Origin of the sequence: Nocardia sp. NPDC050412, from assembly GCF_044458825.1 — a bacterium.
Classification (GTDB): domain Bacteria; phylum Actinomycetota; class Actinomycetes; order Mycobacteriales; family Mycobacteriaceae; genus Nocardia.
The window spans coordinates 501,803-523,673 of the sequence record NZ_JBITIJ010000005.1 but is presented as its reverse complement, the minus strand read 5'-3'; the positions used below and the strand labels follow the sequence as shown (position 1 = coordinate 523,673).

Sequence of the window (21,871 nt, the reverse complement as noted above, 5' to 3'; positions counted from 1 at the left end):
ACCAGGCAACATGCGCTCACCTTTCGCCAACCCCAGCGTATGCCGAAAACAGCAAAGGAAGGGATGCTGAGCTGGGAAGGCATACAGTGCGAAACCGACGGTCCAAAACCCCGATGGCTGGCAGCACATTTGCGAGATCGGCGTATACGGAGCTATCCCTCGTCGGAGACCGAACGCAGAAGTCGCCGCAACAGATAGAAACCGTCGCGCGGCGAACCGGCCTCGACGATCGGCACGTCGCCCAGCGTGCAGATGTGGACCGCGTCGGCCCCGGCCAGCCGGACGCGCAGGCCGGGTTTGCCGGAACGCGGGATATATCCTGACGCTCCGGGTGGCGCCGTTGAGCCGGGGCAACAGCACGGCTGCGAACCGGTCGGCCTCTTCGCCACCTTCCACGTACTGGAATCTGCTTGCCGCGCAAGCCTATTGGTTCATCAGCGTGATGTTGCGCGCGGTCGCTTCCGAAAACGAATCCTGCTGAGCGACTGAACGATCCAACGCGAGAGAATCATCGAATCCCTCGTGAAAGCGGAGAAAAGTATGCCCGATGCTGTCGAGCAGAGCCGGCAACGAACCCAGCAAGCACACGAAATTCTCGCGAGACTCCGGCTCCTGGAGCACTGGCGGGCATTCGGAACACCAGTCCTGGTAGGAGCCTTGGCCTACGAACTGGCCATGGCACCCGATATCGATATCGAAATCTACTGCGACGAACCGCGCATCGAAGACGGCTTCGCCGTGCTGCGCGAGTGCGCGCTGCACCCTGATGTCCGCAACGCGCGGTTCGGCAACCATCTCACCGACGCCGACGAGGGCCTGTACTGGCGGCTCGGCTATCACGCCGACGACGGCACCGAATGGAAAATCGACATGTGGTCGCTACGCCGTGATCATCCCGGTCCCCGCTCCGCCGACTTGATCGACCCCATTCGAGCAGCACTGACACCCGAGGCCAGGCGCACGATCCTGGAACTGAAAGCACTGATCCAAGCCGGTTCGATTCCACAACGCCCTTCCATCGACATCTACCGCGCCGTCATCGACGGCGGAATCCGTTCCAGCACGGAACTTTCCCCCTGGCTCGAAGCCCACCACCGTGACGGCTTGGTCTTCTGGAAGCCAGCACCGGCCCCGACCGATCACTGATCGCGCAAAGGGTGCTAGATCCGTTGTTCAGGTGCTGTCGAAATGTCGAAACGAGCCCCTCGTTGGGCCTGAGCATCCGGGACCGGTCCGTATTCGGTTGTGGCAATGGCGTTTCCGCTGCGCTTTCGTCCACCCGCGGAGTACGGTGAGCTGCTGTGAGGAGAAGGCGGATGGCGTGGTGGCTGCTCACCGCATCTACGGCGGCGACCATCACCGGTTGTGGCTCCGAACAGTCGGCCCCGCCTGGGACGACCAGCCCCAGCGCGGACTCGGCGCTGCATGCGGTTTCGCCGCCGTCGACCGCGCCGCCACCGGCCGCGCGTACTTCGGATGCCGTTGCCACGCAATGTCGGACGTCGGATCTCGCGGCCGGTCTCGGACCGGAAACCGCGGCCGCCGGAACCGTCGCCTTCCCGATCGTGTTCACCAACAACGGGTCCGGTCCGTGCGTACTCGACGGATTCCCGGGTGTCTCCTACGTTATCGGCCCGGACAGCGCACCCGTAGGCGCGCCCGCCACGCGTGACGGTGCCTCGTCCGGCCCAGTCCAGTTGGCGCCCGGTGGGCAGGCGTCGGCGCTGGTGTTCGCAATCAACGTGCACAACGTTCCGCCCGAGCAATGTCAACCGGTGTCGGTGCCGGGGCTGCGAATCTACCCGCCCGACAACACCGTATCGCTCTACCTCGAACGCGCCGGGACAGCATGCAGTCTCGCGCAGGCGACCACGACCCAACTGAGGATCCACACCGTCGTAGCGGGCACCAGCGGCCGCTGACCCGGAGGCGGCGACCAGGCTTCGTTGCGGCATCGCCGATTACGACGCGGTCACAGTAGTTCACTACTGCTGACGTCGCGGCCGCGGGGCCGGAAAATCGGTAGCTACCACTCGATTCCGGTCCCACGGGTCCGGTCGACCTTCTCGGAGGGTAGTCATGGTTGATTCCCTTTTCGCCGACGTGTCCGAGTTCCAAGTACCGGTCGACGACTCTTACCCGTACCAAATCTTTTCGTTCAGATCCAACGATGGCACGTACCGGGACCACAACTTTTTCACGAACTATGCGTGGGCCGCCGACGCAGCCGACGCCGGACGAATTTCCTGCTTCATCGTCTACTTCTACTGGCGACCGAACTGGCTCGACACCGCAGACACCCACAGGAGCATGGTCGGCCAGGCGGGCGGTCCGCACCCGAGGATGATCTCCATGATCGATGTGGAATCGGGCGGCAATCCCGGCGGCGACCAGTCCGACGGCATCAATCGCGCCTATTGGCGGCTGGCCGACTGGCTCGGCTCGACGCGCCGGATCATCGGCTACGCCAACCGGTCCGACTTCAACAGCATGTGGCCGGTGCGCCCGGACGGGCTCAACATGATCGGCGCCGGCTACGGCAGCAACCCGAACCTGCCCGGCCAGATCGCCCACCAGTACACCGACGGCCAAGGCTACGGCGGCGGCCTCCCCGAGGGCGCCTCGCCTTTCGGCAACTGCGATATGAACTCCGCCGACGGATTCTCGCCGGAGGACTTCGCCAACCAGTGTGGCGTCGGGGTGGTCGCGCCGGATCCGGTCACCGACATGTGGATTCAATTCATGGGCATCGGTGGCAACGGCTGGCCCCAACTTGCCGGCCGCACCCTCGTCGACGGCGTTGCGACTGTCGGCCAAGCCCTCGGTCTCCCCGGGTTTGCGCCACCCTCGGGGCCCACCCAGGTGCCGCTGCCTCGCGATACCGACGGCCGCATCCGCGACGAGTGGATCCAGATGCGCGGTGACCAAGGCAACGGCTGGCCGCAACTCGGCGGCCGGTCCCTCGTCGACGCCGTCGCGGCAATCGGGCAGAAACTCGACATCGCCGGCTTCCAGCCGCCCGCCCAATAGCCGTGATCGGAGTACTCGCATGCCCACAATCCCCAGCGCGAACGGCCGCTTCTTCGTGATCACCGACTGCGTGCCACAGGTCCAGGCGGCCGCGACAGCCGCCGCCGGCGGCGGCACCCTGGCCGGCCTGACCTCCACCAACCTCGCCGAGCTCAGCTTTCCGAAGGGAGCGTTCACGGACGTACAAGCTTGCGACACACCACAAGCCGGGCCCACCGCATGGTTCGGCACCTTCAACGGCGGGGTCCCCGAGCGCAGCGTGTACGCCATCGATCTCACCACCGGGCAGGTCTTCAACGACAACTCCAGACGGGCAGCGGCATTTTCCCGATTCGTCCTCGCTGAAGCCAAATAGACCGGATCCATAGCGGCCGAAACCTGGTCAGCCGCAGTGGGTTCTGCGGCACCGGTTCCGTCCGACGCGCTGGCGGTGGACGTCGGCCGTCAGCCCGGTGACGATGATCGCTCGCCTAGGCACACCAGTAACGAATGAACGCATGAGCAGGGAGGACCTCGGCGATGTCGACACATTGGGGCACGGCCATCAACGGGTACAGCGGAAGTACCGCGCGGCAATTCGGGGTAGGTGGCGCCGATCTCGGTATCCCCTACGACCGCAGCCATTTCGGAGCAGGGCGATCCGGATTCGTGTTCGGCGATGCCTTCACCGGCGACAGCGAAGGTTCGGGCACCTGGCTCGGCTCGCCGATCGTGCTGTTCAGCCCCAACGTCCCGGACACCACCACCATTTTCACCGGCGCCGCCGGCGGGGCGCAGGCGAAACAGGTCCTCACCTACACCCATAACGCCGACAATGGCTACGGGATCGAGGTCACCCGCATCCCCAACGACGCCTTCGTCGACCCGAACGGGCGCACTTGGTTGACCTACACCAGCGTCCACGACTGGAACGCCTCCGTCGATCGGTACGGGGCGCTGTTCTGCGGGCTCGCCTACTCCGATAACGACGGCACCACCTGGACGGACTACGCGACGGTGTGGCGCAACGACGGCAGCGACGGCTACGGCGGCTGGAGCCCGTTCATGATGCAGTCCTTCGCGGGCATCGGCAACAACAACGGCGACGGCTACCTCTACATCGTGTCCAAGGAATGGGGGCGCGCACACAACCGAAACGGGCCGATTCTGATGCGCGTGCCGTGGCAGCAGATCGCCACCCGCGCCAGCTACCAGTACTGGGGCTACAACGGCTCGGCCTGGCAGTGGGGCAACCCGACCCCCACCCCGTTGTTCGCGGGGATGGGCCCGATCGGGGAGCTGAGTGTGAAAAACATTGCGGGTACTTGGGTTATGTCCTACTTCGATGTCGACGGCTACTGCATCTCCACCCGTACCGCAGCGGCGATCGACCAGGTGTGGACCAATCCGAGACAACAGATCCACGGCGCCGTACCGTGGTGGCAGTTCTGGGTCCGCTCCTTCCCACAACTCTACGGCGGCTACATCCACCCCCGCTCCACCTCACCCACCGACGTGACTCTGTATGTCTCGCAATGGAACACCACCACGAACAACCCCTACTGGGTCATGCAATTCGACGGCATCACCCCGTAGTCGTGCCGACCGGCCGGCTGGCACTGCGGCGATTTGTTGTCGATGGTCATAATGGATCTCGACATCGAGCGCTACGCGGATGCTTGGTTGGGGGCGGCGAACGTTCGCATCGCCGCGGCCGCTGCGTTGTATCCACTCATCCCGTGCGCTCCGGGCCCTGGTGGGGCGGCGGCCGAGCAGATGAACATCCGGTCCGCTATATGGTAGGGGCGCAGCGTGATACGTGATCCGCCGAAGAGTAGTTGGCGAATGTTCTTGTCGCCGGTGAGGATGTCTCCGCCCACATAGTTGGGGTTGTAGGCCTCCAAGGCGGTGGGGCCGACCACGGTGGTGGCGACGACGCGGTCCCGGAACCCGGGCGCGAAGCGCTCGACCGCGTCGAGCAGTACGTCGGTGGCGTCCTCTGAATAGCCTTGTGGCACATGAGCATACAGGTCGATGGGGTGTAGATTTCCGCGTGATCGTGTGGGGTCTGCGAGGTACTGCTGTCCGACCACGATGAAGGGCCGGTCGGGAAGCCGGCCTCGATGGATTGCGCGTTCGGCGTGAACCACGTCGGCGGCGCTGCCGCAGACGTGCAGGCTTCCCGCTTTGCGGGCGTGCGGGTTGGTCCACGGGATGCCGCCCTCGACGGCCAGGCTGACCTTGTAGGCGGCGGGCCCGTGTTGAAATCGCCGGTACTCGCGGGAGATCCGCGACGGCAGCCGGTCACCGGCGACATCGGCGATCGCGGCCGGGGCGAGATCGAACATCACAAGGTCGGCTGGCGGCAGTTGATCGAGCGATTCGACCCACAGGCCGGTCTCGATCTTTCCACCCAGATCTGTCAATGCGGCCGCCATGGCGTCCGCGATTGCGCGCGAGCCGCCCACCGCGACCGGCCACCCGTAGCGATGGCCGGCGGTGGTGATGCCGAGACCGATTGCCGCGGAGAGGATCCGGTGCTGTGGTTGCCAGCCGTGCGCCATGTTCCCGGCGAACAGTGCCCGTCCCCGCTCGGTCCGGAACAACCGGCCGAGCGCGGCGGCGGGGATCAGGGTCGGGATGCCGAATCGTGCCAACCGCAGCGGATGTGACGGTATCCGCAGCAGCGGTCGCATAAAATCGGCCGCCAACAGATCGTATCCAGCGGAGGGGCCGGCGAACAGGCGGTGCCAGATCGAGCCGTCGGCGCCGAGGCCCACGGCGGTGTCTTCGAGGGACCTGTACAGCACTCCCGCTGTTCCGTCGTCGAGTGGGTGCACGCAGTCGATTTCCGGCCACGCCCATTCCAATCCGTATCGGGCCGTATCGATTCCGGTCAAGAACGGCGACCCGACGGCCATGGGGTGGGCCATCGCGCAGTGGTCGTGCAGCAGCCCGGGCAGCGTGAGCTCGCCGGAGCGGGTGCCGCCGCCGATGGTGGCGGCACCCTCGAGCACGGTGACCTCGACGCCGTGACGGGCCAGTGTGACGGCGGCGGCCAGTCCGTTCGGGCCGGAGCCGACCACGATCGCCGTGGTCATCGCACACGCGCCGAGGGCAGAACCCGGTTGTCACGGCGGAGAGGATGAACCGGGAACGGATCGCCCGGCTCCGGCCACGGCTGGCGGGCCAGCATGTCCTCGACCCGCACGTAGCCCTCCTCGATGACTCCGGTCCTGGCGTCGACGATGCGATATGCCTGGCGTTGCCGGTGGATGGGCTGGGATTCGAGGACGACGATGCGCAGTTCGCCTTCCTCGAACTGGCAGCGACGCTGCAGCGCTGCCAGCAACTGTTCGTTGTGCAGATGCCCTTCACCGAAGTTCCAGCCCAGCAGCGGGCCGGCGACAATCTCTCCGTCGCGGATGGCGTAGTCGTCTTCGTTGTCGACGGCCCGTGGGATCAGACCGTTGAGCGCTCGGCCGTGGGTGTGCATCGATCGCCAGCCCATCCCGGTCTGGATCAGGATATCGGCGATCTCGGGGCCGTACAGCTTGGTCAACTGGATGACCGGCAGCGCGGCGCTCTTGGTCACATGCTGCTCGAGCTTCAGCTCGGCGTCCCCACGGAAACACCAGGTGCTGGTGGCCCAGTTGCCGGCGTAGTAGCGCATCGACGTCAGGAACGAAACCCATTGCGGCCGAACATGTCCGAGGATGACAACGAGTGTGGAGAACCCGATCAGCATGAACACCAGCGGAGATCGAAGCCCCGAGACATGGATGTAACCGTAGTGACCGAACAGGTAGAACAGGCTGAAGATGAAGAAGATGTTCCATTCCAGCGGAACGCCCATCGGCACGGTGGAGATGATGTGCAGGTGGAAGACCGCCATGAAGATGATCGCCGCCCAGGTCAGCGGGCCACCATGGCCGAGGAAGACCAAGTAGGCGGGAACCAGGTATTCCACGACGGTGCCGCCGTGGGCCAGCAGGACCGGGACCCGTGACGGGCGCAGGTCCTGCGGCGGGTTGCGGTACATCTTGCGCTCCAGCCATTTGATCCGCATGACCGGGCTGTTGCTCATCATGACCGCTACCACGTGCCCGAAGTGATGGTTGAGCTTGGACGTGGCCGCACCCCACCACAGTGCCAGCATGACCAGCTTGAATCCGATCATCATGTCGGCGAACGGGACGAAGAACATCAGCAGCATCAACAGGTAGTGCTCGGGGCGGGCGGCCAGGAACACCGTCTTGTCCCGCAACCCCAGCGCGCCGAGGGCGATGACCAGAGCCACGACGATCGTGGGATCGAGCAGGCCTACGTGAGTGCCGTCTACCGGTGCAGTGCCCTGACCGGGGGCGAGCAACGCCCAGATTCCGGATCCGAGGACGACCGCATACAGGACGACGTCGATGGTGCCGCGCTCGTCACCCCGGGTGAACGGCACCTTCGCCGGCCACGGCGGCAGGCGCAGCGTGCCGGGGCGCAGGAAGTGCAGCAGCCCGCCGATCGGCGGCAGGAACCGCATGGTGAGCGGCCCGAACCCACACCCGAACCCGAGGATTTCGAACAGCAGGGTCCACACGACCAGTTTCTGGTAGACGATCGGCTCGGTCCACCACGACGTGATGTCGGCGAGCACTCCGAGACCAGGGGTCAGCGAGATTACCGCTGCCGCGCCGAGGACGTACAAGGCGCACTTGACGATGTAGAGCAGGTAGACGGCATAAGGGGTGCCGAAGCCGTGCTCGACCCAGTGTTCCGCGACGGTGCGGAGCCGTTCGCCGCGCGGGCGGGTCTTCCATTCGGCGTAGTCGATGTCCGGAAGGTCCGGTTTTGTGAATCCCATGGCAGATTTCTTTCGAGTGGAAGCTGAGGGGTGTCAGAGGTGCGCTTCGACCGGGCGGGCGCGCAGAGTCCGCTTGTCGATCTTCCCGACGGGGTTCTTCGGGATCTCGTCGACGGCCACGATCACTTCGGGAATCTTGTACTCGGCCAAGGACTTCCGAAGATGATCGAGCATCTGTTCCGGCTCGATCCCGGCCCCATCGCGATAGGACACAAAGGCGACGGGTACTTCGCCGTAAATGGGGTGCGGTCGCCCGATCACGGCGGCCTCTAGCACCCGAGGGTGGGTGTAGATCGCGGACTCGATCTCCTTGGGGTAGATGTTCTCGCCGCCGCGGATGATCATGTCCTTGATGCGGTCGACCAGGGTGAGGTAGCCCTCGGCGTCGATGCGGCCGACGTCTCCCGTGTGTAGCCAGCCATCGACGATCACCTTCGCCGTCTCATCGGGCCGACCCAAATATCCCCGCATTACGGTCGGGCCTTTGATCACGACCTCGCCCGCCGATCCGTCACCGAGGAAATTGCCCTCGCTGTCTACGACGGCGATCTCCTGACCTGGCAGGGCGATACCGACGGTGCCGGGTTTGCGGACACCGTCGAGCGGAGTGCCCGTGCTCGCGCACGTCCCCTCCGACAGGCCATAGCCTTCGTAGATCGGGACGCCGTAGCGCTCCTCGAACCGCGCGAGCAGTTCGACAGGCATCGGAGCCGCACCGCAGAGGGCGAACCGGACCGAGGAGGTGTCGGGCCGGATCTCCACCGGCAGCGCCGACAGCATGGCGTAGATGGCGGGCACCGCGGAGAAAAAGGTCGGCCGCGCCGCCTCGACCCTGTCGAAAAAGGTCCGCGGCGAGAACCTGCCCGCGACAGTGGTCTGGCCGCCGGCGAGCAGCGGCGACAGCACGCTGACCACGATGCCGTTGACGTGGAACAGCGGCAGAATCAGCAGACTATGGTCGTCAGCGGTCAGCCGCATGCCCACGACCATCGTCTCGGCCATCGCCATGATGTTCGCGTGCGTCAGCTCGACGCCCTTGGGGCGTCCGGTGGTACCGCTGGTGTAGATGATCAACGCCAGCGCGTCGTTCGAGAACTCGGTCGCCTCCGCACCACCGACGCGGCCTTCGTGCCGATCCAGCTCTGGCACCGAAAGCCGCTGCGGTGCACGGACATTGCCGGACTCACCGTTATCGGCGCAGACCAGTACGCGAGCGCGGGAATCGGTCAGCTGATATTCCACCTCGTCCGGGGTCAGTGACGGGGCGATCGGCGTCGCCGCGGCACCCAGCCGCCAGGTCGCGAACAATGCCACGATCAATTCGAGCCGGTTGGGCAGCATTACGGCGACAACATCGCCGACACCGATCCCCGCCTTCGACAACCGATCGGCGTACTTCTGCACGAGGTCGAGGAACTCGGCGTTGGTGATCCGCCCCAGGTCGTCGTCGGTAAGACAGGGTTTGGTGGGGAAGATCCCGGCGCGTACATCCGGGAGGGCGGCGAAGTGCATGTCGATCTCCTTGCTAACGCAGCAGCTCGCTGGCGTGAATGCAACGTTAGGAAGGTGATGTGACGTGGACCATATCGCGAGCGCATGAAGATAGCCGGAGTGATCGTGCGCACCGCACGACGGATGACTCAGTCACTCACGGGCTGCAGCACTGTCGACCCCAACCATCGGCAGGCCAGCAGGGCGACCTCGACGTCCAGCCGTCCCTCCCGCAGTGAATGCCCCAGTACCGCCTCCGCCTTGCGGATCCGGTACTGGACAGTATTGCGGTGCAGTACCAGCCGCTCGGCGGTTGTCTGGAAGCTGCCGTTGGTTTCCAGGAAGACACGCGCGGTCTCGCGCAGCTGTGCCGTGGCATCGTCGTCACGCGCCAGCGACCCAAGGATTTCGCTGATCCACGCTCGCGTTGCGGCCAGATCCGAGCACATCAGCGCGATCGGCCCGACCTGTGCCGAACACGACACCGAGGCACGCTGCGGTGGCGGCGCGGACATCGCGACCACCTGCGCTTGTGTCGCCTGACGATGAGTCAGTCGGAAGCCCTCCAGCCCGCTGGCAGGTCTGCCCACCGCCACCCATGTCGCCGTCGGAGTGCACATCGCGGCGGAATCCATTCCCAGTTCCGGTTGCGGGAGCCACGCCCACAGGGTCGATTCGTCGGCCGGGATCAGCAGGGGTTGTCCTCGGCAGGCCAACTGGTCGGCGATGGCTGTCGCCACTTGTTTGGCCGCACGCAGTTGATCGGCACCCGCGTCGGACCAGACAACCAGGCCCAAGTGGGTTCGGTCGAGCCGGTATCCCAGCGCACGTTCGCTGTCACCCGGGTCGTAACGCTGTCCGGACAGGATCGAGCGGACCCGAGCGGTGCGGACAGCCATCTGGTTCTGCAGCCACCGTTCCCGCTCGTCCTGGTAGGCGGTCACGACTTGTTGGGAGACCCGATCGATATAGGCGAACGAGCGGTCGGTCATTTCGGCCACCGCCGCTGTGACCAGGTCGAGGTCGTTCGTCGCGGCGGTGACCTCGCCGAGCATGTGGTCGTTGAACAGCCGCTGCCCGATGCGGTAGGCCCGCAGCAGCGCGGTGATCGAGGTATCGCGCTGGGCCATGCGACGGGCGTACTCCAACGCCTCCGCCGGCGCATCGATCTCGTCGATGTCCAGCCCCAGTTCGTAGATATGCAACGCGATCACGACGTTGCCGGTGACGCTGGCGCGCAGTAGTGACTCCACCCGGCTGTCGCCGCGCAGCTCCGGCTCGATCTGGAGCATCTGCTCCGTCAAACGTTCGGACAAGCCCAGCGCATGCCGGCTCAGTCCGCCCGCGATCCTCGCGAGCAATTCTGCGGCGTCGGTCTGCATGTGATCACCTTGTGATATTCACGATCGAGCGCGCCCGGGCGGGCTCGATTTCCGACCGCCCACAATCCGTAGGGCAAGCTCCGCGTAATAGTCGCCGATGTCCTCCGGTGACCAGGAGCCACCCTCGTGATACCAGCGCGCGATATCTATTCCCAGCGAAAGCAGGGCAGTGGCGGCCATGTGGGAATTCGAGTTCTCGAAAACCCCGGTGGCGACACCTCGCTGGATCAAGCTCCGGACCTCTCCTTCGATCGAGCGCCGGATTTCCTTGATCTCCTGTTGATGTTCTGCGCTCAGAGCGGCGAGCTCATAGTTGATGATCCGGGCCACGGTGTGGGCGCGTGCGTGATGGATCGTGAACTCCCGCATCAACGCGATCAGTTGGTCGGCGGGGTCTTGTGCCGAAGCGATGGCAGCGCGGATTCGCTCCAGGGTGTCCAGGTGACCGGTGCGCGAGATCTGGTAGAGCAACTCTTCCTTGGAGCGGTGGTACACGTAGATTGCACCCGTGCTCACCCCGGCAATCGATGTGATATCGCGGGTCGTCGAGCCGTGGAAGCCGCGTTCAGCGAAGGCAACCACCGCCGCGTCGAGCAGCCGCGCGCGGGTCTGGTCCGCACGCGAGAGGTCCTCTGTATCGGTCACCTGGACAGTATGGCTCTACACAGTGAGCACGAGTTTGCCGGTGTTGGCACCGGTGAACAGCATGTTCAAGGTTTCACCGAAGCAGGCGACCCCGCCGCCCACGACATGCTCCCTGCTCTTGATCCTGCCTTCGGCCAGCCAACCGGAGATCTCCGCGACCGCCTCACCGTAACGGTCCGCATAGTCGAAAACGACGAAGCCCGTCATGGACGCCCGGTGAACCAACAGCGACATATACCGTGAAGGTCCCGGAGGTAGTTTCTCCGCGTTGTATGCCGAGATCGCACCACAGATGACGACGCGGGCGCCGCGCCGAAGATTGGCAAGCGCGGCATCGAGGATGTCACCGCCGACATTGTCGAAATAGACGTCGATTCCGTGCGGAGCGACCTCCCGCAACCGCTGTAGGACGTTCTCGTTCCGATAGTCGATGGCCGCGTCGAAACCGAGTTCCTCGGTCAGCATCCGACATTTCTCTGGGCCGCCCGCGATCCCGATCACGTTCGCGCCCTTGATCTTCGCGATCTGACCGGCGATGCTGCCGACAGCACCCGCGGCCGCGGAAACCACCACCGTATCTCCGGCCTGCAGCCCACCGACCTCGAGCAAACCGAAATAGGCTGTCATCCCAGGCATTCCGAGCGTCCCCAACCAGGTCGGGCCGGCCGCCGTACTCATATCGACCTTCTGCACCCCCCGGCCATTATGGATCGCGTATTCGGTCACGCCGAAAATTCCGCTGACGGCATCGCCGACGGCGAAGTCCGGATGCGTCGACTCGACAACCGTCGCGATATCCAGCGATCGCATGACCTCCCCGACACCGACCGGCGGCACATACGATCGCACGTCGTTCAGCCAGCCGCGCATCGCCGGGTCGAGGGAGATGAAATCCACCTTGACCAGGATCTGCCCCGGGGAGAGCGCGGGTAGCTCCTCGGTCGTCAGGTTCCATGTGCCCGCGTCGGGTAGCCCCGACGGCCGTTTCGCGAGCCGCACCTGCTGGGTTGTTGTCACGTAAACTCCTCTTCTTCGCAGAACGCAGAACAGACCGGGTCAGACGGCGCCGAGTTCCGGGTCGCCGGCCGGAAGCGGGTCGAAGACCGAGATCTCGGCCGGGCCGGTGAGCGCGTTGCCCAACGCTTGCCCGATCTCGCGCATTGCGGTGCTTCGACCGTGCGCACGCAAGGCCTCTTTCGACGCCCATTTCTCGATCATGACGAAATGGCCCGTTGTCCCGGTCTTCCGGTGCAACGCATACATCAGGCAGCCCGGTTCGGCGTGCACTGCCGCAGCCGCGGTCGTCAAGGTCTGCTCGACGAGTTCCTCCTCCCCCGGCTTTGCAATCATGGTCGCCACCACCACATACGGATCGGCCACTGGTTACTCCTTTGTATTGGTCGTTCTCGGAATTGGGCAGATTCAGCCTTATTCCAACGGCAGCCCGACGAGGCCGGCCAGCACCCCCCGATGGTGGCCGGGACTTCCCAGCCCGATCTGGTCGGCCTTGGCGCGCTTGAGGTACAGATGCGCCGGGTGCTCCCAGGTCATGCCGATCCCACCATGCAGTTGGATGGCTTCCTCGGCGGCCCGCACCGCGATATCACTGCAATAGGACGCGGCGACGGCGGTGGCGATCCCACTGTCGGGGTCGCCCGCCGTGAATGTCCCCGCGGCATACCGCGCGGCGGCCGAAGCCGACTCGACCTCGACGTAGAGGTCGGCAAGGCGGTGCTTGAGCGCCTGGAATCCACCGACCACCCGACCGAACTGACGGCGCAGCTTCAGATACTCGACAGTTGTCTCCAGGCACCAGGCCGCGATCCCCGCTTGCTCGGACGCCAGGAGTGCGGCACCGATCATCAAACCGGATTGCAGTGCTGCCCAACCGGATTCGGCAGCGACAACGACCCGGCCGGGCACAGAGTCGACAGTGACGTCGGCCAGCGGACGGGTCATATCCAGCGAGACCACCGGCTCGATCGCCACCGCGGTAGCCGCCAACGCATGCACCTGTGTACCGTTCGCCGTCTGCACGGCGGCCAGCAGTACATCGGCATCGAGCGCACCGGCGACACTGGTGACGCGGCCGGACACCCGGCCCTGCGCATCAGCTGTCAGCGTCGGGACCTGCGTCACCGACGCAGTGGAGAACGGCGTCAGCAGCGCTGCGCTGCATTCACCGCCGCCGAGCTGACCGACCAGCGCGGACTCGCCCGCGAGCAGGACGGTCGCGGCGATCACGCTGCTGGTCAGAAACGGTACCGGTGCGACGAACCGGCCGAACTCCTCGAGTACGACAGCGGCGTCACGGGCCGTACCGCCGGCCCCGCCGCGGTCCTCGGGGATGAGCAGACCAGCGATCCCGAGGTCGTCGGCAATCGATTTCCACAACATCCGGGTCAGTGTCCGATCGCCTTCGTAGGCCCCCACAATCGCGGACGGGTCACATCGGCTCGTGAGCAGGTCACGTACCGCGCTCCGCAGGGACGTCTCGACATCGGTGTCGAGGAGCAGGATGTCGCTCATCGGCTCAGGTCCTTCCAGGCGATGTCCTTGTCCGCGCGGTGTTCGCTCGGCAGGCCGAGGACCCGTTCGGCGATGATGTTGCGCAGGATTTCCGAGGTTCCGCCCTCGATCGAATTGCCTTTGGCCCGCAGGAAGCGGTAGCCGGCGCCCCGACCGGCGAAATCGACTCGGTCCGGGCGCACCATTGTCCAATCGTCGTATCGCAGGCCGTGCTCACCGTGCAGTTCGACCTCCAGTCCGGCGACCTGCTGGTTGACGCGGGCGAACGACAGCTTGACGGCGGAGGTTTCGGGTCCGGGCTGGCCGCCGGCCACCTGCTGACGCAGTCGGGTTGCCGCCAGCCGGGAGACCTCGGCATCCACCCACAATCGCAACAACCGGTGGTGCAGTTCGGGGGTGCGCTTTTCCGGGTGTTCTCGCCAGAGGTCGGCGGCGACACCGAGTACTCCGCTCTCGCGGGGCAGTGCGCGCCCCCCGATCGAGACGCGCTCGTTGTTCAGCGTCGTGGTCGCGACTCGCCAGCCTTCCCCTTCCTTGCCCAGGCGGTGCGCATCGGGGATCCGCACGTCGGTGAGGAAGACTTCGTTGAATTCCGCTTCGCCGGTGATCTGCCGCAGCGGCCGGACCTCGACTCCGGGGGCGGTCATATCGCAGATGAAGTAGGTCAGCCCTGCGTGCTTGGGTTGGCTGGGATCGGTGCGCGCCACCAGGATTGCCAGCCGCGCTTTGTGCGCGACCGAGGTCCATACCTTCTGCCCGTTGACGACCCAGTCGTCGCCGTCGCGCACTGCCCGGGTGGCGATCGCGGCCAGGTCCGAGCCGGCGCCCGGTTCACTGAACAGCTGGCACCAGATCTCCTCCCCGCTCCACAGCGGACGCAGGAAGCGCTGCTGTTGTTCCGTGCTGCCGTGGGCGAGGATCGTCGGCGCGGCCATACCCAGGCCGATACCGTTGATCGCCGCATTGTTATCCGGAGATCCGGCCTGCTCGAACAGGGCATCGACGAACGGTTGCGCTTCCCGGTCGACGGCCCGGCCACCGAGCCCGATCGGAAAGTGAACCCAGGCCAAACCCGCGTCGAACCTGGCTCGGTGAAAGGTCACAGCATCGGTGGTGGCCGGATCGTGCTCCGCGAGTACGGCTTCCACCCGGCGGCGCAGATCGTTACGAACCGCGTCGGGATTGGTCATCTGTCATCCTCCTGATCGGCAATCACGCGCGGCACCGGCACCGCGACCGTCTCGGCCAGCCATGCCGTCACCAGCCAGCCGCCCGGCGACGTCGGCGCCGATACCGCGAGCGGCACCGGTCACGACCGCGGTCCGCGGTATCGGATTGGTCATGAATGCTCGTCGAACGCGCGCCATGTCAGACCCCACCTGTGAGAGTGATGCCGCCGTCCACGACCAGCAACTGCCCGGTCAGCCAGCTCGCGTCGTCGGAGAGCAGAAACGCCACCACACTGCCGATGTCCTCGGGCACGCCGAGCCGCTTCAGCGGGTAGGCCGCAGCGACCTCGTCCTCCCTGCCCTCGTAGAGAGCGGTGGCGAACTTCGTCTTCACCACTGCCGGGGCGACGGCGTTGACCCGCAGGTTCGGGCCGAGCTCGACCGCGAGTTCCTGGGTGATGTGCGTGAGCATCGCCTTGCTGGAACCGTAGAAGCCGATACCCGGCGCGGGCTTGATACCGGCCACCGACGACACATTCACGATCGCGCCACCGTAGTCCTTCATCCAGGCCCGATACGTCTGCTGAACCCATGACAGCGCGGCCAGACAGTTGACCTCGACGATCTTGCGGGCTACCTCCAGCGACAGATCGACCATCGGCCCGAAAGCCGGGTTGATGCCGGTGTTGTTGACGAGGAGATCGGCGCTACCGAACGTGTCGATCGCCCGCTCGACGGTCTCGATCTGGTGGTCGACGTCATCAGCGCGACCCGCGACGGCCAGCGCCCGGTCGGGGCCGCCCAGTACTTTCACCGCTTCATCGAGCGCGTCCTGTTTGCGGGCGGTGATCACGACCCTGGCCCCCTCGTCGACCAGGCGCTGCGCGATGCCGAGCCCGATGCCTCGACTGGCACCGGTGACGATCGCAGTCTTGCCTTCGAATCTGTTCACAAATATGTCCTTTGAAGAATGTGTGCCGGTTATGACAGGCGCTCGAGCACCATCGCCATGCCTTGACCGCCACCGACGCACATGGTTTCCAAACCGATCTGCTTGTCGTGGAACTGCAGGGAGTTGATCAGCGTGCTGGTGATGCGGGCGCCGGTCATGCCGAATGGGTGACCGACCGCGATCGAGCCGCCGTTGATATTGAGCTTGTCGAAGTCGACACCCAACTCCCGCGCCGAGGGAATAACCTGTGCGGCGAAGGCTTCGTTGATTTCGACCAGGTCGATATCGTCGATGGTCATCCCGGCACGAGCCAGCGCCTGCTTGGACGCCTCCACCGGCCCCAAGCCCATGATTTCGGGGGACAGCGCGCTGACTCCGGTCGCAACGATCCGAGCCAGCGGCGTCAGGCCCAGCTCGGCGGCCTTGGTGTCGGACATGATCACGACCGCGGCGGCACCGTCGTTGAGCGGGCAGCAGTTGGCGGCCGTCACCGTGCCATCGGGCCGGAATACCGGCTTCAGTTCGGCGACCCTGTCCAGGGTGACTCCGGACCGCGGGCCATCGTCCTTCGAGACAACGCTGCCGTCGGGCAGCGTGATCGCAGTGATGTCACGCTCCCAGAACCCGTTGGCGATGGCGACCTCGGCGAGGTTCTGGCTGCGCACGCCGAAAGCGTCTTGTTCGGCACGGGTCACACCGCACAGCTGTGCCACGTTCTCGGCGGTCTGTCCCATCGCGATATAGATGTCGGGCAGCAGATCCTCCGTGCGCGGATCGGTCCAGAACTCACCTCCCGCAGCGAATTTCGCGGTCCGGCCCACCGCGTCGGCGAACATCGGGTTCTCGGTGTCGGGCAGGCCGTCGGCGTTGCCCTTGATGTAGCGGCTCACGGTCTCCACACCGGCGGAGATGAAGACGTCGCCTTCTCCGGCGCGAATCGCATGCATCGCCATCCGGGTTGTCTGCAAACTCGACGAGCAGTACCGGTTGACCGTTGTGCCCGGCACTCGATCCAGGCCCGCCAGAACCGCCACCACGCGCCCGAGATTGAAGCCCGACTCACCGGCGGGCTGGCCACAACCGAGCATCAGATCGTCGATGTCGTTCGGGCCGAGGGCCGGCACCTTCGCCAGCGCGGCCTGCACGATCTGCGTCGCCAAGTCGTCGGGCCGGAGGTCTCGCAACGCCCCCTTGCCAGCGCGACCGATCGGTGACCGGGCGACAGAGACGATGACGGCTTCGGGCATGAGTGTGAACCTTTCACGCAAGTTACTGAGCGCTTGTTAACCTCCCGCCACCATGCTGGACCGAGCGGCGATGGTCAATACGTCACAGCCGATTCGGACTGTGACGCCGGGCACATTGTCGGGGTGCGACTTCGTCGGAGAACAGGTCGGAAAACATATCTCTATCTGCGAGTTCGCAACTTCGTTCCGAACTCGCATTCACCTTTGGGAGTGGCCGCCACCGGCTCGCCGCGCATCCGGGATCGACGGCCACAAAGCGCTTTCCAGCAGTACGAGCGCGACGATCCCGATGCTCCAGCCGATCAGCCCATGCCGGATCGCGCAGACTTTTCAGATAGACGTTGCGCCGCGTGGTCTTCACTCCTGTCCGTAGTAGGTGAGGAAGACCTCTTCGAGATCCGGTTCATGGCTGACAATGTCAACCACGTCGTAGGGTGCGATGGCCTTGAGCAGTTCGGCGGTCGAACCGTCTACATCGATGTGCCCAGCGCGGGAGGCCCGCCGGCTGGGCCGCGGCCGAGTCCCGGGCCACACCTGTCGCCGCATTCGACTCGGAACATCCACCTAGGAGACTTCGGCCAGCCGAGCACAGACCGATCAGCCCACTCGTTCACGCGGCGGAGCCGAAACCGGGACCATCGGCTCACACAGGGGCAACCTTCGGCCCTTGGATGATGGCCGCGCGGGACACAGGCTGAGCGATAAGAACCCACCACCGCACCCGGTCAGCATTCAGGAGGCCAACCATGTCGCACCATGACGATCCCCTCGCGCCCGCCGTGCAGACTGCCCACGACTGGCTCCGCACTGTCGCCGACAGTCTCGATACCGACGATCGAGCTTTCGCCTACCGGGCGCTGCGCGCCTGGCTGCACACTGTGCGCGACCGCATCGGCGTCAGCAGCTCGGCGCATCTGGCGGCGCAATTGCCCGAGATACTGCGCGGTGCCTACTACGAGGGCTGGGTGCCCAGCCATGTGCCCGTCCGGCATGGCAGCACCGAATTCCTCAGGCAGTTCGCCAGGGAGTCGGGCGTCGACGAGGACGAAGTCGGCCCGGTCGCGGGCGCGGTCACGGCGGCATTGTCGGACCTGTTCTCTCCCGGACAGTTGGACCGGATGTTCGCGGTCCTGCCGATGCAGCTGTACGGCGTGCTGTGCGGTGCGCGAATGACCATCGACGAATCGCTGATCGAATGGCAGGCGGTCGCCGAGACGCAGACGGTCGATCCGCTTGCCAGTCTCCAAGACCGCGTCCAAGCCCTCGGCGACGCCGTTGCCATGCTGGCGCGCGGCATCGAACGGCTGCCCGTCGAGGAACCCGACCGCGACCGATCGACGCAGGCGGCCCAGCAAGCACACCGCATTCTGCTCGCCGAAGGTCTGGTCGGCGCCGAGACGCCCGAGCGCTGACATGCTGCGTGCAACGATCCCGCTGAGCCGGGTCTCGGGCATCCGAGTCGGCGCGCACTGGTCTACGGTGGTCCTGCGACCCGACTTCGACGTCATTACCGCGATCGACCCGCACGGCCGACTCATCGGAGTGGTCACCGCGACGGATCTCAGCCTCGCCGTCCAGCGCAGCGCGCTCGGCCTGCCCGCCCGCCGACCGGAATGATTTCGGGCACCGAATACGGCACTCTGACACGATAATTCGGCCCATTTGCGGTGATAGGAGGCTTTCGATGAGCCCTACGCAAGTCGAGCGAAAAACGCCGCGGCCGATCTTCCGGAATCGGCATGAAGCGGGCCGGGTGCTCGCCGGTCTACTCGAACATTATCGCGGCGATCCAGATGTCCTGGTGCTCGGACTGCCGCGCGGCGGTATTTCGGTCGCCTGGGAGGTCGCCGCCGCGCTGAGCGCACCGATGGACGCACTGGTCGTGCGCAAACTCGGCGCCCCGGGCCACCCCGAGTTCGCGATCGGCGCACTCTCCACCGGCGGCCGCATCGTCCTCAATGAGGATATGGTGCGCGCACTGCGGCTGACCGCCGATCAGGTGCGTGGCATCGCCCGCGACGAGGCCCAGGAGATGATCCGGCGCGAGGCCGCCTATCGCGCCGACCGAGGCCCGATCGAGGTGGCCGGGCGGACGGTGATCCTGGTGGACGACGGGTTGGCCACCGGCGCGAGCATGTTCGCGGCCATCGAAGTGATCCGGGCGGGCGAGCCGAAGCGGATTGTTGTCGCGCTCCCCGCCGCGCCGGAGTCGACCTGCCTGGAACTCGGTGCCTCGGTCGACGAAATGGTTTGCGCGACAATGCCATCGCCGTTCCGCGCGGTCGGTGAATGGTTCTGGGACTTCACCCAGGTCACCGACGCGCAGGTGCGTACTCTGCTCGGCATCTCGACCACCGGCGTCGCGGTCCCGCCCGTCGACACAGCGGCGACCATCCGCGCCGCCGCCATCGACGCACCCGAGGGCCTCCCAACCACTCAGGTGCTCGAGGAAATCATCGGCGATGCCCGGTTCGTGCTGATCGGCGAAAGTTCGCACGGCACACACGAGTTCTACCGGGCCCGCGCGGCGATCACGCGCTGGCTGATCGAGGAGAAGGGCTTCACCGCCGTCGCCGCCGAGGCGGACTGGCCCGACGCCTACCGGGTGAACCAGTACGTGCACGGGCGCGGCAGCGACAGCACCGCCGAACAGGCACTGCGCGGGTTCGATCGATTCCCGACCTGGATGTGGCGCAACACCGAGGTCCACGACTTCGTCATCTGGCTGCGCGTGCACAACGGCGAGCAACAACACGACGACCAGCCGCAGGCCGGCTTCTACGGACTCGACCTCTACAGCCTGCATCGCTCCATGCACAAGGTCGTGGACTACCTCGACCGGGGCGATCCGCAGGCTGCGCAGCGCGCCAAGATTCGCTACGGCTGTTTCGACTACGTCGCGGGCGACGACGGCCAGGCCTACGGATTCGCCGCCGCCTTCGGCGCGGGCAAATCCTGTGAGGCACAAGTGATCCGGCAACTGCTCGAACTACAGCGCGTCGAGATCGCCCGCGGCGAACTGGAAGCTTTCGGCGCCGACGAACTGTTCAACGCATTGCGCAATGCCTGGTCGGTGCGCGACGCCGAGGCCTACTACCGGGCCATGTTCGGTGACCGGATGTCCTTGTGGAATCTGCGCGAGCGGCATATGGCCGACACCCTCGACGCGCTCGTCGCTCATCTGGGTCGCGACGACGGTACACCAGCCCGAATCGTGGTGTGGGCGAACAACTCCCACGTCGGCGATGCCCGCGCCACCGAACTGGGCAGCGAAGGTGAACTCAGCCTCGGCCAGCTGATCCGTGAGCGCCACGGCGACGCCTGCCGCATTATCGGCTTCAGCACCTGCTCGGGCACGGTTACCGCCGCGCCGGAGTGGGGCGGGCCCGCCATCCGCGAAACCATCCGCCCCGCACTGTCATCCAGCATGGAAGAGCTGCTACACGACACCGGCAACCCGGAATTCCTGCTCCGCATGGACATTCCGGGCGAGGCTACCGACCTGCTGCGGCAACCGCGCCTACAGCGTGCCATCGGCGTGGTCTACCGCCCCGCCGCCGAACGCCGGAGCCACTACTTGCACACCAGACCCGCCGACCAATTCGACGCCCTCATCCACATCGACAGCACCACCGCGATCGAGCCTTTGGAACCGAAGGGACAGCGCGCTCATGACCCCGAACAACGATGATCCGCACCGACTGACCTCGGCCGAAGTAGTCGTCGGCGTCGACGGTTCAGCGGCATCCGACCTCGCCGTCCGCTGGGCGGCAGAAACGGCCTCGCAACGGCAACGCCGACTACGCATCGTGCACGGCCTCGATCTCTCCTCGATCGGTGCGGCGTTGCGAGCTTACGAGGTGATAGTGCCCCATATGCTCGAGAAGATCCGCCAACGCGGGCAAGACTACGTGCTGACGGCCCAGCGCCTGGCCCATCGGGTCGACTCAACACTCGCCGTGGAAACCGAAGTTTCCGAGGCAAACCCGGCCCAGTTGCTGATCCATCGATCCGAAACCGCGCATCTTGTCGCGATCGGTGCGGCGGGCACCGCCGGAACACTCGCCCACCTCGGCAGCACCCTGCTTGCGGTGACCAGCCACGGTCACGGCCCCATAGTGGTAGTCCGCGACACCGGCACCGATCAGCAGACTCGCAACGTCGGTCCCGTCGTCCTAGGCGTGGACGGGAGCCCGGTCAGCGAAGCCGCGATGGCGGTCGCGTTCGCCGAGGCGGACGCGCGTGAAACCCAACTCGTCGCGGTTCATGCCAGCAGCGAACGGTATCTCGACATCTTCACCCCATTCCCCTACATCCCCTCCGACCGCGACATCGAGATCGCAGGACACGCGCTCCTGGCCGGGCAGCTCGTGCAGTGGCAGGCGAAGTACCCGAACATCCAGATCATCCGAAAGGTGTACCTATCCGGGCCGCGCCGACCGCTGCTCGACTGGTCGAAGTCCGCTCAACTGCTCGTGGTGGGCAGCCGAGGACGTGGCGGATTCCGCGGACTGCTGCTCGGCTCCACGAGCAATGCGCTGGTTCAGCACGCGCAGTGTCCGGTCACGGTCGTGCACCCGCAGTAGGGCCCG

22 protein-coding genes are annotated in these 21,871 nt (G+C 65.6%); 9 read left to right on the top strand and 13 right to left on the bottom strand.

What is annotated here, in order from left to right:
- Positions 1 to 152: 152 nt before the first annotated feature.
- Entirely contained in the window at positions 153 to 389 is a 237-nt protein-coding gene (locus ACIBI6_RS16975; RefSeq protein WP_396956880.1) for a hypothetical protein, read from the bottom strand.
- Between the two features lie 151 nt (positions 390 to 540).
- On the opposite strand from ACIBI6_RS16975, the gene ACIBI6_RS16970 reads away from it, so the two are divergent.
- The 5 genes from ACIBI6_RS16970 (at position 541) to ACIBI6_RS16950 (ending at position 4,605) form a co-directional block, all read left to right on the top strand.
- A complete protein-coding gene (locus tag ACIBI6_RS16970; protein WP_364352610.1) occupies positions 541 to 1,146 on the top strand; it encodes a hypothetical protein in 606 nt (201 codons plus the stop codon).
- A 170-nt stretch (positions 1,147 to 1,316) separates the two neighbouring features.
- A complete protein-coding gene (locus tag ACIBI6_RS16965; RefSeq protein ID WP_396956878.1) occupies positions 1,317 to 1,922 on the top strand; it encodes a DUF4232 domain-containing protein in 606 nt (201 codons plus the stop codon).
- A gap of 157 nt (positions 1,923 to 2,079) precedes the next feature.
- Positions 2,080 to 3,030, top strand: coding sequence for a hypothetical protein (locus tag ACIBI6_RS16960; protein WP_396956876.1), 951 nt, complete (start codon positions 2,080 to 2,082; stop codon positions 3,028 to 3,030).
- 19 nt (positions 3,031 to 3,049) lie between these two features.
- Positions 3,050 to 3,385, top strand: a complete 336-nt coding sequence (locus ACIBI6_RS16955; RefSeq protein WP_396956875.1) for a hypothetical protein — start codon at positions 3,050 to 3,052, stop codon at positions 3,383 to 3,385.
- Between the two features lie 164 nt (positions 3,386 to 3,549).
- Entirely contained in the window at positions 3,550 to 4,605 is a 1,056-nt protein-coding gene (locus ACIBI6_RS16950) for a DUF4185 domain-containing protein (protein ID WP_364352598.1), read from the top strand.
- A 71-nt stretch (positions 4,606 to 4,676) separates the two neighbouring features.
- Here ACIBI6_RS16950 and ACIBI6_RS16945 read toward each other — a convergent pair whose 3' ends face one another.
- The 12 genes from ACIBI6_RS16945 to ACIBI6_RS16890 all read right to left on the bottom strand — a co-directional run bounded on the left by ACIBI6_RS16945 (position 4,677) and on the right by ACIBI6_RS16890 (position 17,825).
- Positions 4,677 to 6,110: a phytoene desaturase family protein gene (locus tag ACIBI6_RS16945; protein WP_396956874.1), complete on the bottom strand. Its 1,434-nt coding sequence runs from the start codon at positions 6,108 to 6,110 to the stop codon at positions 4,677 to 4,679.
- The gene (locus ACIBI6_RS16940; RefSeq protein ID WP_396956873.1) at positions 6,107 to 7,864 is read right to left on the bottom strand and encodes a DUF3556 domain-containing protein; all 1,758 of its coding nucleotides are present in this window, start codon (positions 7,862 to 7,864) and stop codon (positions 6,107 to 6,109) included. Before ACIBI6_RS16940 ends, ACIBI6_RS16945 begins: the two co-directional genes overlap by 4 nt.
- 33 nt (positions 7,865 to 7,897) lie before the next feature.
- Positions 7,898 to 9,376 (bottom strand): class I adenylate-forming enzyme family protein, encoded by a 1,479-nt coding sequence (locus ACIBI6_RS16935; protein WP_396956872.1) that lies wholly within the window; start codon positions 9,374 to 9,376, stop codon positions 7,898 to 7,900.
- Positions 9,377 to 9,504: 128 nt separating this feature from the next.
- Positions 9,505 to 10,737, bottom strand: coding sequence for a PucR family transcriptional regulator (locus tag ACIBI6_RS16930; RefSeq protein ID WP_396956871.1), 1,233 nt, complete (start codon positions 10,735 to 10,737; stop codon positions 9,505 to 9,507).
- An 18-nt stretch (positions 10,738 to 10,755) separates the two neighbouring features.
- Positions 10,756 to 11,382, bottom strand: a complete 627-nt coding sequence (locus tag ACIBI6_RS16925; RefSeq protein WP_364352583.1) for a TetR/AcrR family transcriptional regulator — start codon at positions 11,380 to 11,382, stop codon at positions 10,756 to 10,758.
- 15 nt (positions 11,383 to 11,397) lie between these two features.
- Positions 11,398 to 12,399, bottom strand: coding sequence for an NADP-dependent oxidoreductase (locus ACIBI6_RS16920; protein ID WP_396956870.1), 1,002 nt, complete (start codon positions 12,397 to 12,399; stop codon positions 11,398 to 11,400).
- A gap of 39 nt (positions 12,400 to 12,438) precedes the next feature.
- Positions 12,439 to 12,762, bottom strand: a complete 324-nt coding sequence (locus tag ACIBI6_RS16915) for a putative quinol monooxygenase (RefSeq protein WP_364352577.1) — start codon at positions 12,760 to 12,762, stop codon at positions 12,439 to 12,441.
- A gap of 48 nt (positions 12,763 to 12,810) precedes the next feature.
- Entirely contained in the window at positions 12,811 to 13,911 is a 1,101-nt protein-coding gene (locus ACIBI6_RS16910) for an acyl-CoA dehydrogenase family protein (protein ID WP_396956869.1), read from the bottom strand.
- The gene (locus tag ACIBI6_RS16905) at positions 13,908 to 15,101 is read right to left on the bottom strand and encodes an acyl-CoA dehydrogenase family protein (protein WP_396956868.1); all 1,194 of its coding nucleotides are present in this window, start codon (positions 15,099 to 15,101) and stop codon (positions 13,908 to 13,910) included. The genes ACIBI6_RS16910 and ACIBI6_RS16905 overlap by 4 nt, the downstream gene beginning before the upstream one ends.
- Positions 15,102 to 15,279: 178 nt before the next feature.
- Positions 15,280 to 16,032: an SDR family oxidoreductase gene (locus tag ACIBI6_RS16900; RefSeq protein WP_396956866.1), complete on the bottom strand. Its 753-nt coding sequence runs from the start codon at positions 16,030 to 16,032 to the stop codon at positions 15,280 to 15,282.
- 29 nt (positions 16,033 to 16,061) lie between these two features.
- The gene (locus tag ACIBI6_RS16895) at positions 16,062 to 17,279 is read right to left on the bottom strand and encodes an acetyl-CoA C-acetyltransferase (protein WP_364352565.1); all 1,218 of its coding nucleotides are present in this window, start codon (positions 17,277 to 17,279) and stop codon (positions 16,062 to 16,064) included.
- Positions 17,280 to 17,636: 357 nt separating this feature from the next.
- Positions 17,637 to 17,825, bottom strand: coding sequence for a hypothetical protein (locus tag ACIBI6_RS16890; protein WP_364352562.1), 189 nt, complete (start codon positions 17,823 to 17,825; stop codon positions 17,637 to 17,639).
- 200 nt (positions 17,826 to 18,025) lie between these two features.
- Here ACIBI6_RS16890 and ACIBI6_RS16885 point away from each other — a divergent pair, with 200 nt between their 5' ends.
- The 4 genes from ACIBI6_RS16885 (at position 18,026) to ACIBI6_RS16870 (ending at position 21,865) form a co-directional block, all read left to right on the top strand.
- Complete coding sequence (locus ACIBI6_RS16885; RefSeq protein WP_364352558.1) at positions 18,026 to 18,691, top strand: DUF2267 domain-containing protein; 666 nt, start codon at positions 18,026 to 18,028, stop codon at positions 18,689 to 18,691.
- Between the two features lies 1 nt (position 18,692).
- A complete protein-coding gene (locus ACIBI6_RS16880; protein ID WP_364352555.1) occupies positions 18,693 to 18,896 on the top strand; it encodes a hypothetical protein in 204 nt (67 codons plus the stop codon).
- A 67-nt stretch (positions 18,897 to 18,963) separates the two neighbouring features.
- The gene (locus ACIBI6_RS16875; protein WP_364352552.1) at positions 18,964 to 20,970 is read left to right on the top strand and encodes an erythromycin esterase family protein; all 2,007 of its coding nucleotides are present in this window, start codon (positions 18,964 to 18,966) and stop codon (positions 20,968 to 20,970) included.
- Entirely contained in the window at positions 20,951 to 21,865 is a 915-nt protein-coding gene (locus tag ACIBI6_RS16870) for a universal stress protein (RefSeq protein ID WP_364352549.1), read from the top strand. Before ACIBI6_RS16875 ends, ACIBI6_RS16870 begins: the two co-directional genes overlap by 20 nt.
- Positions 21,866 to 21,871: the final 6 nt, after the last annotated feature.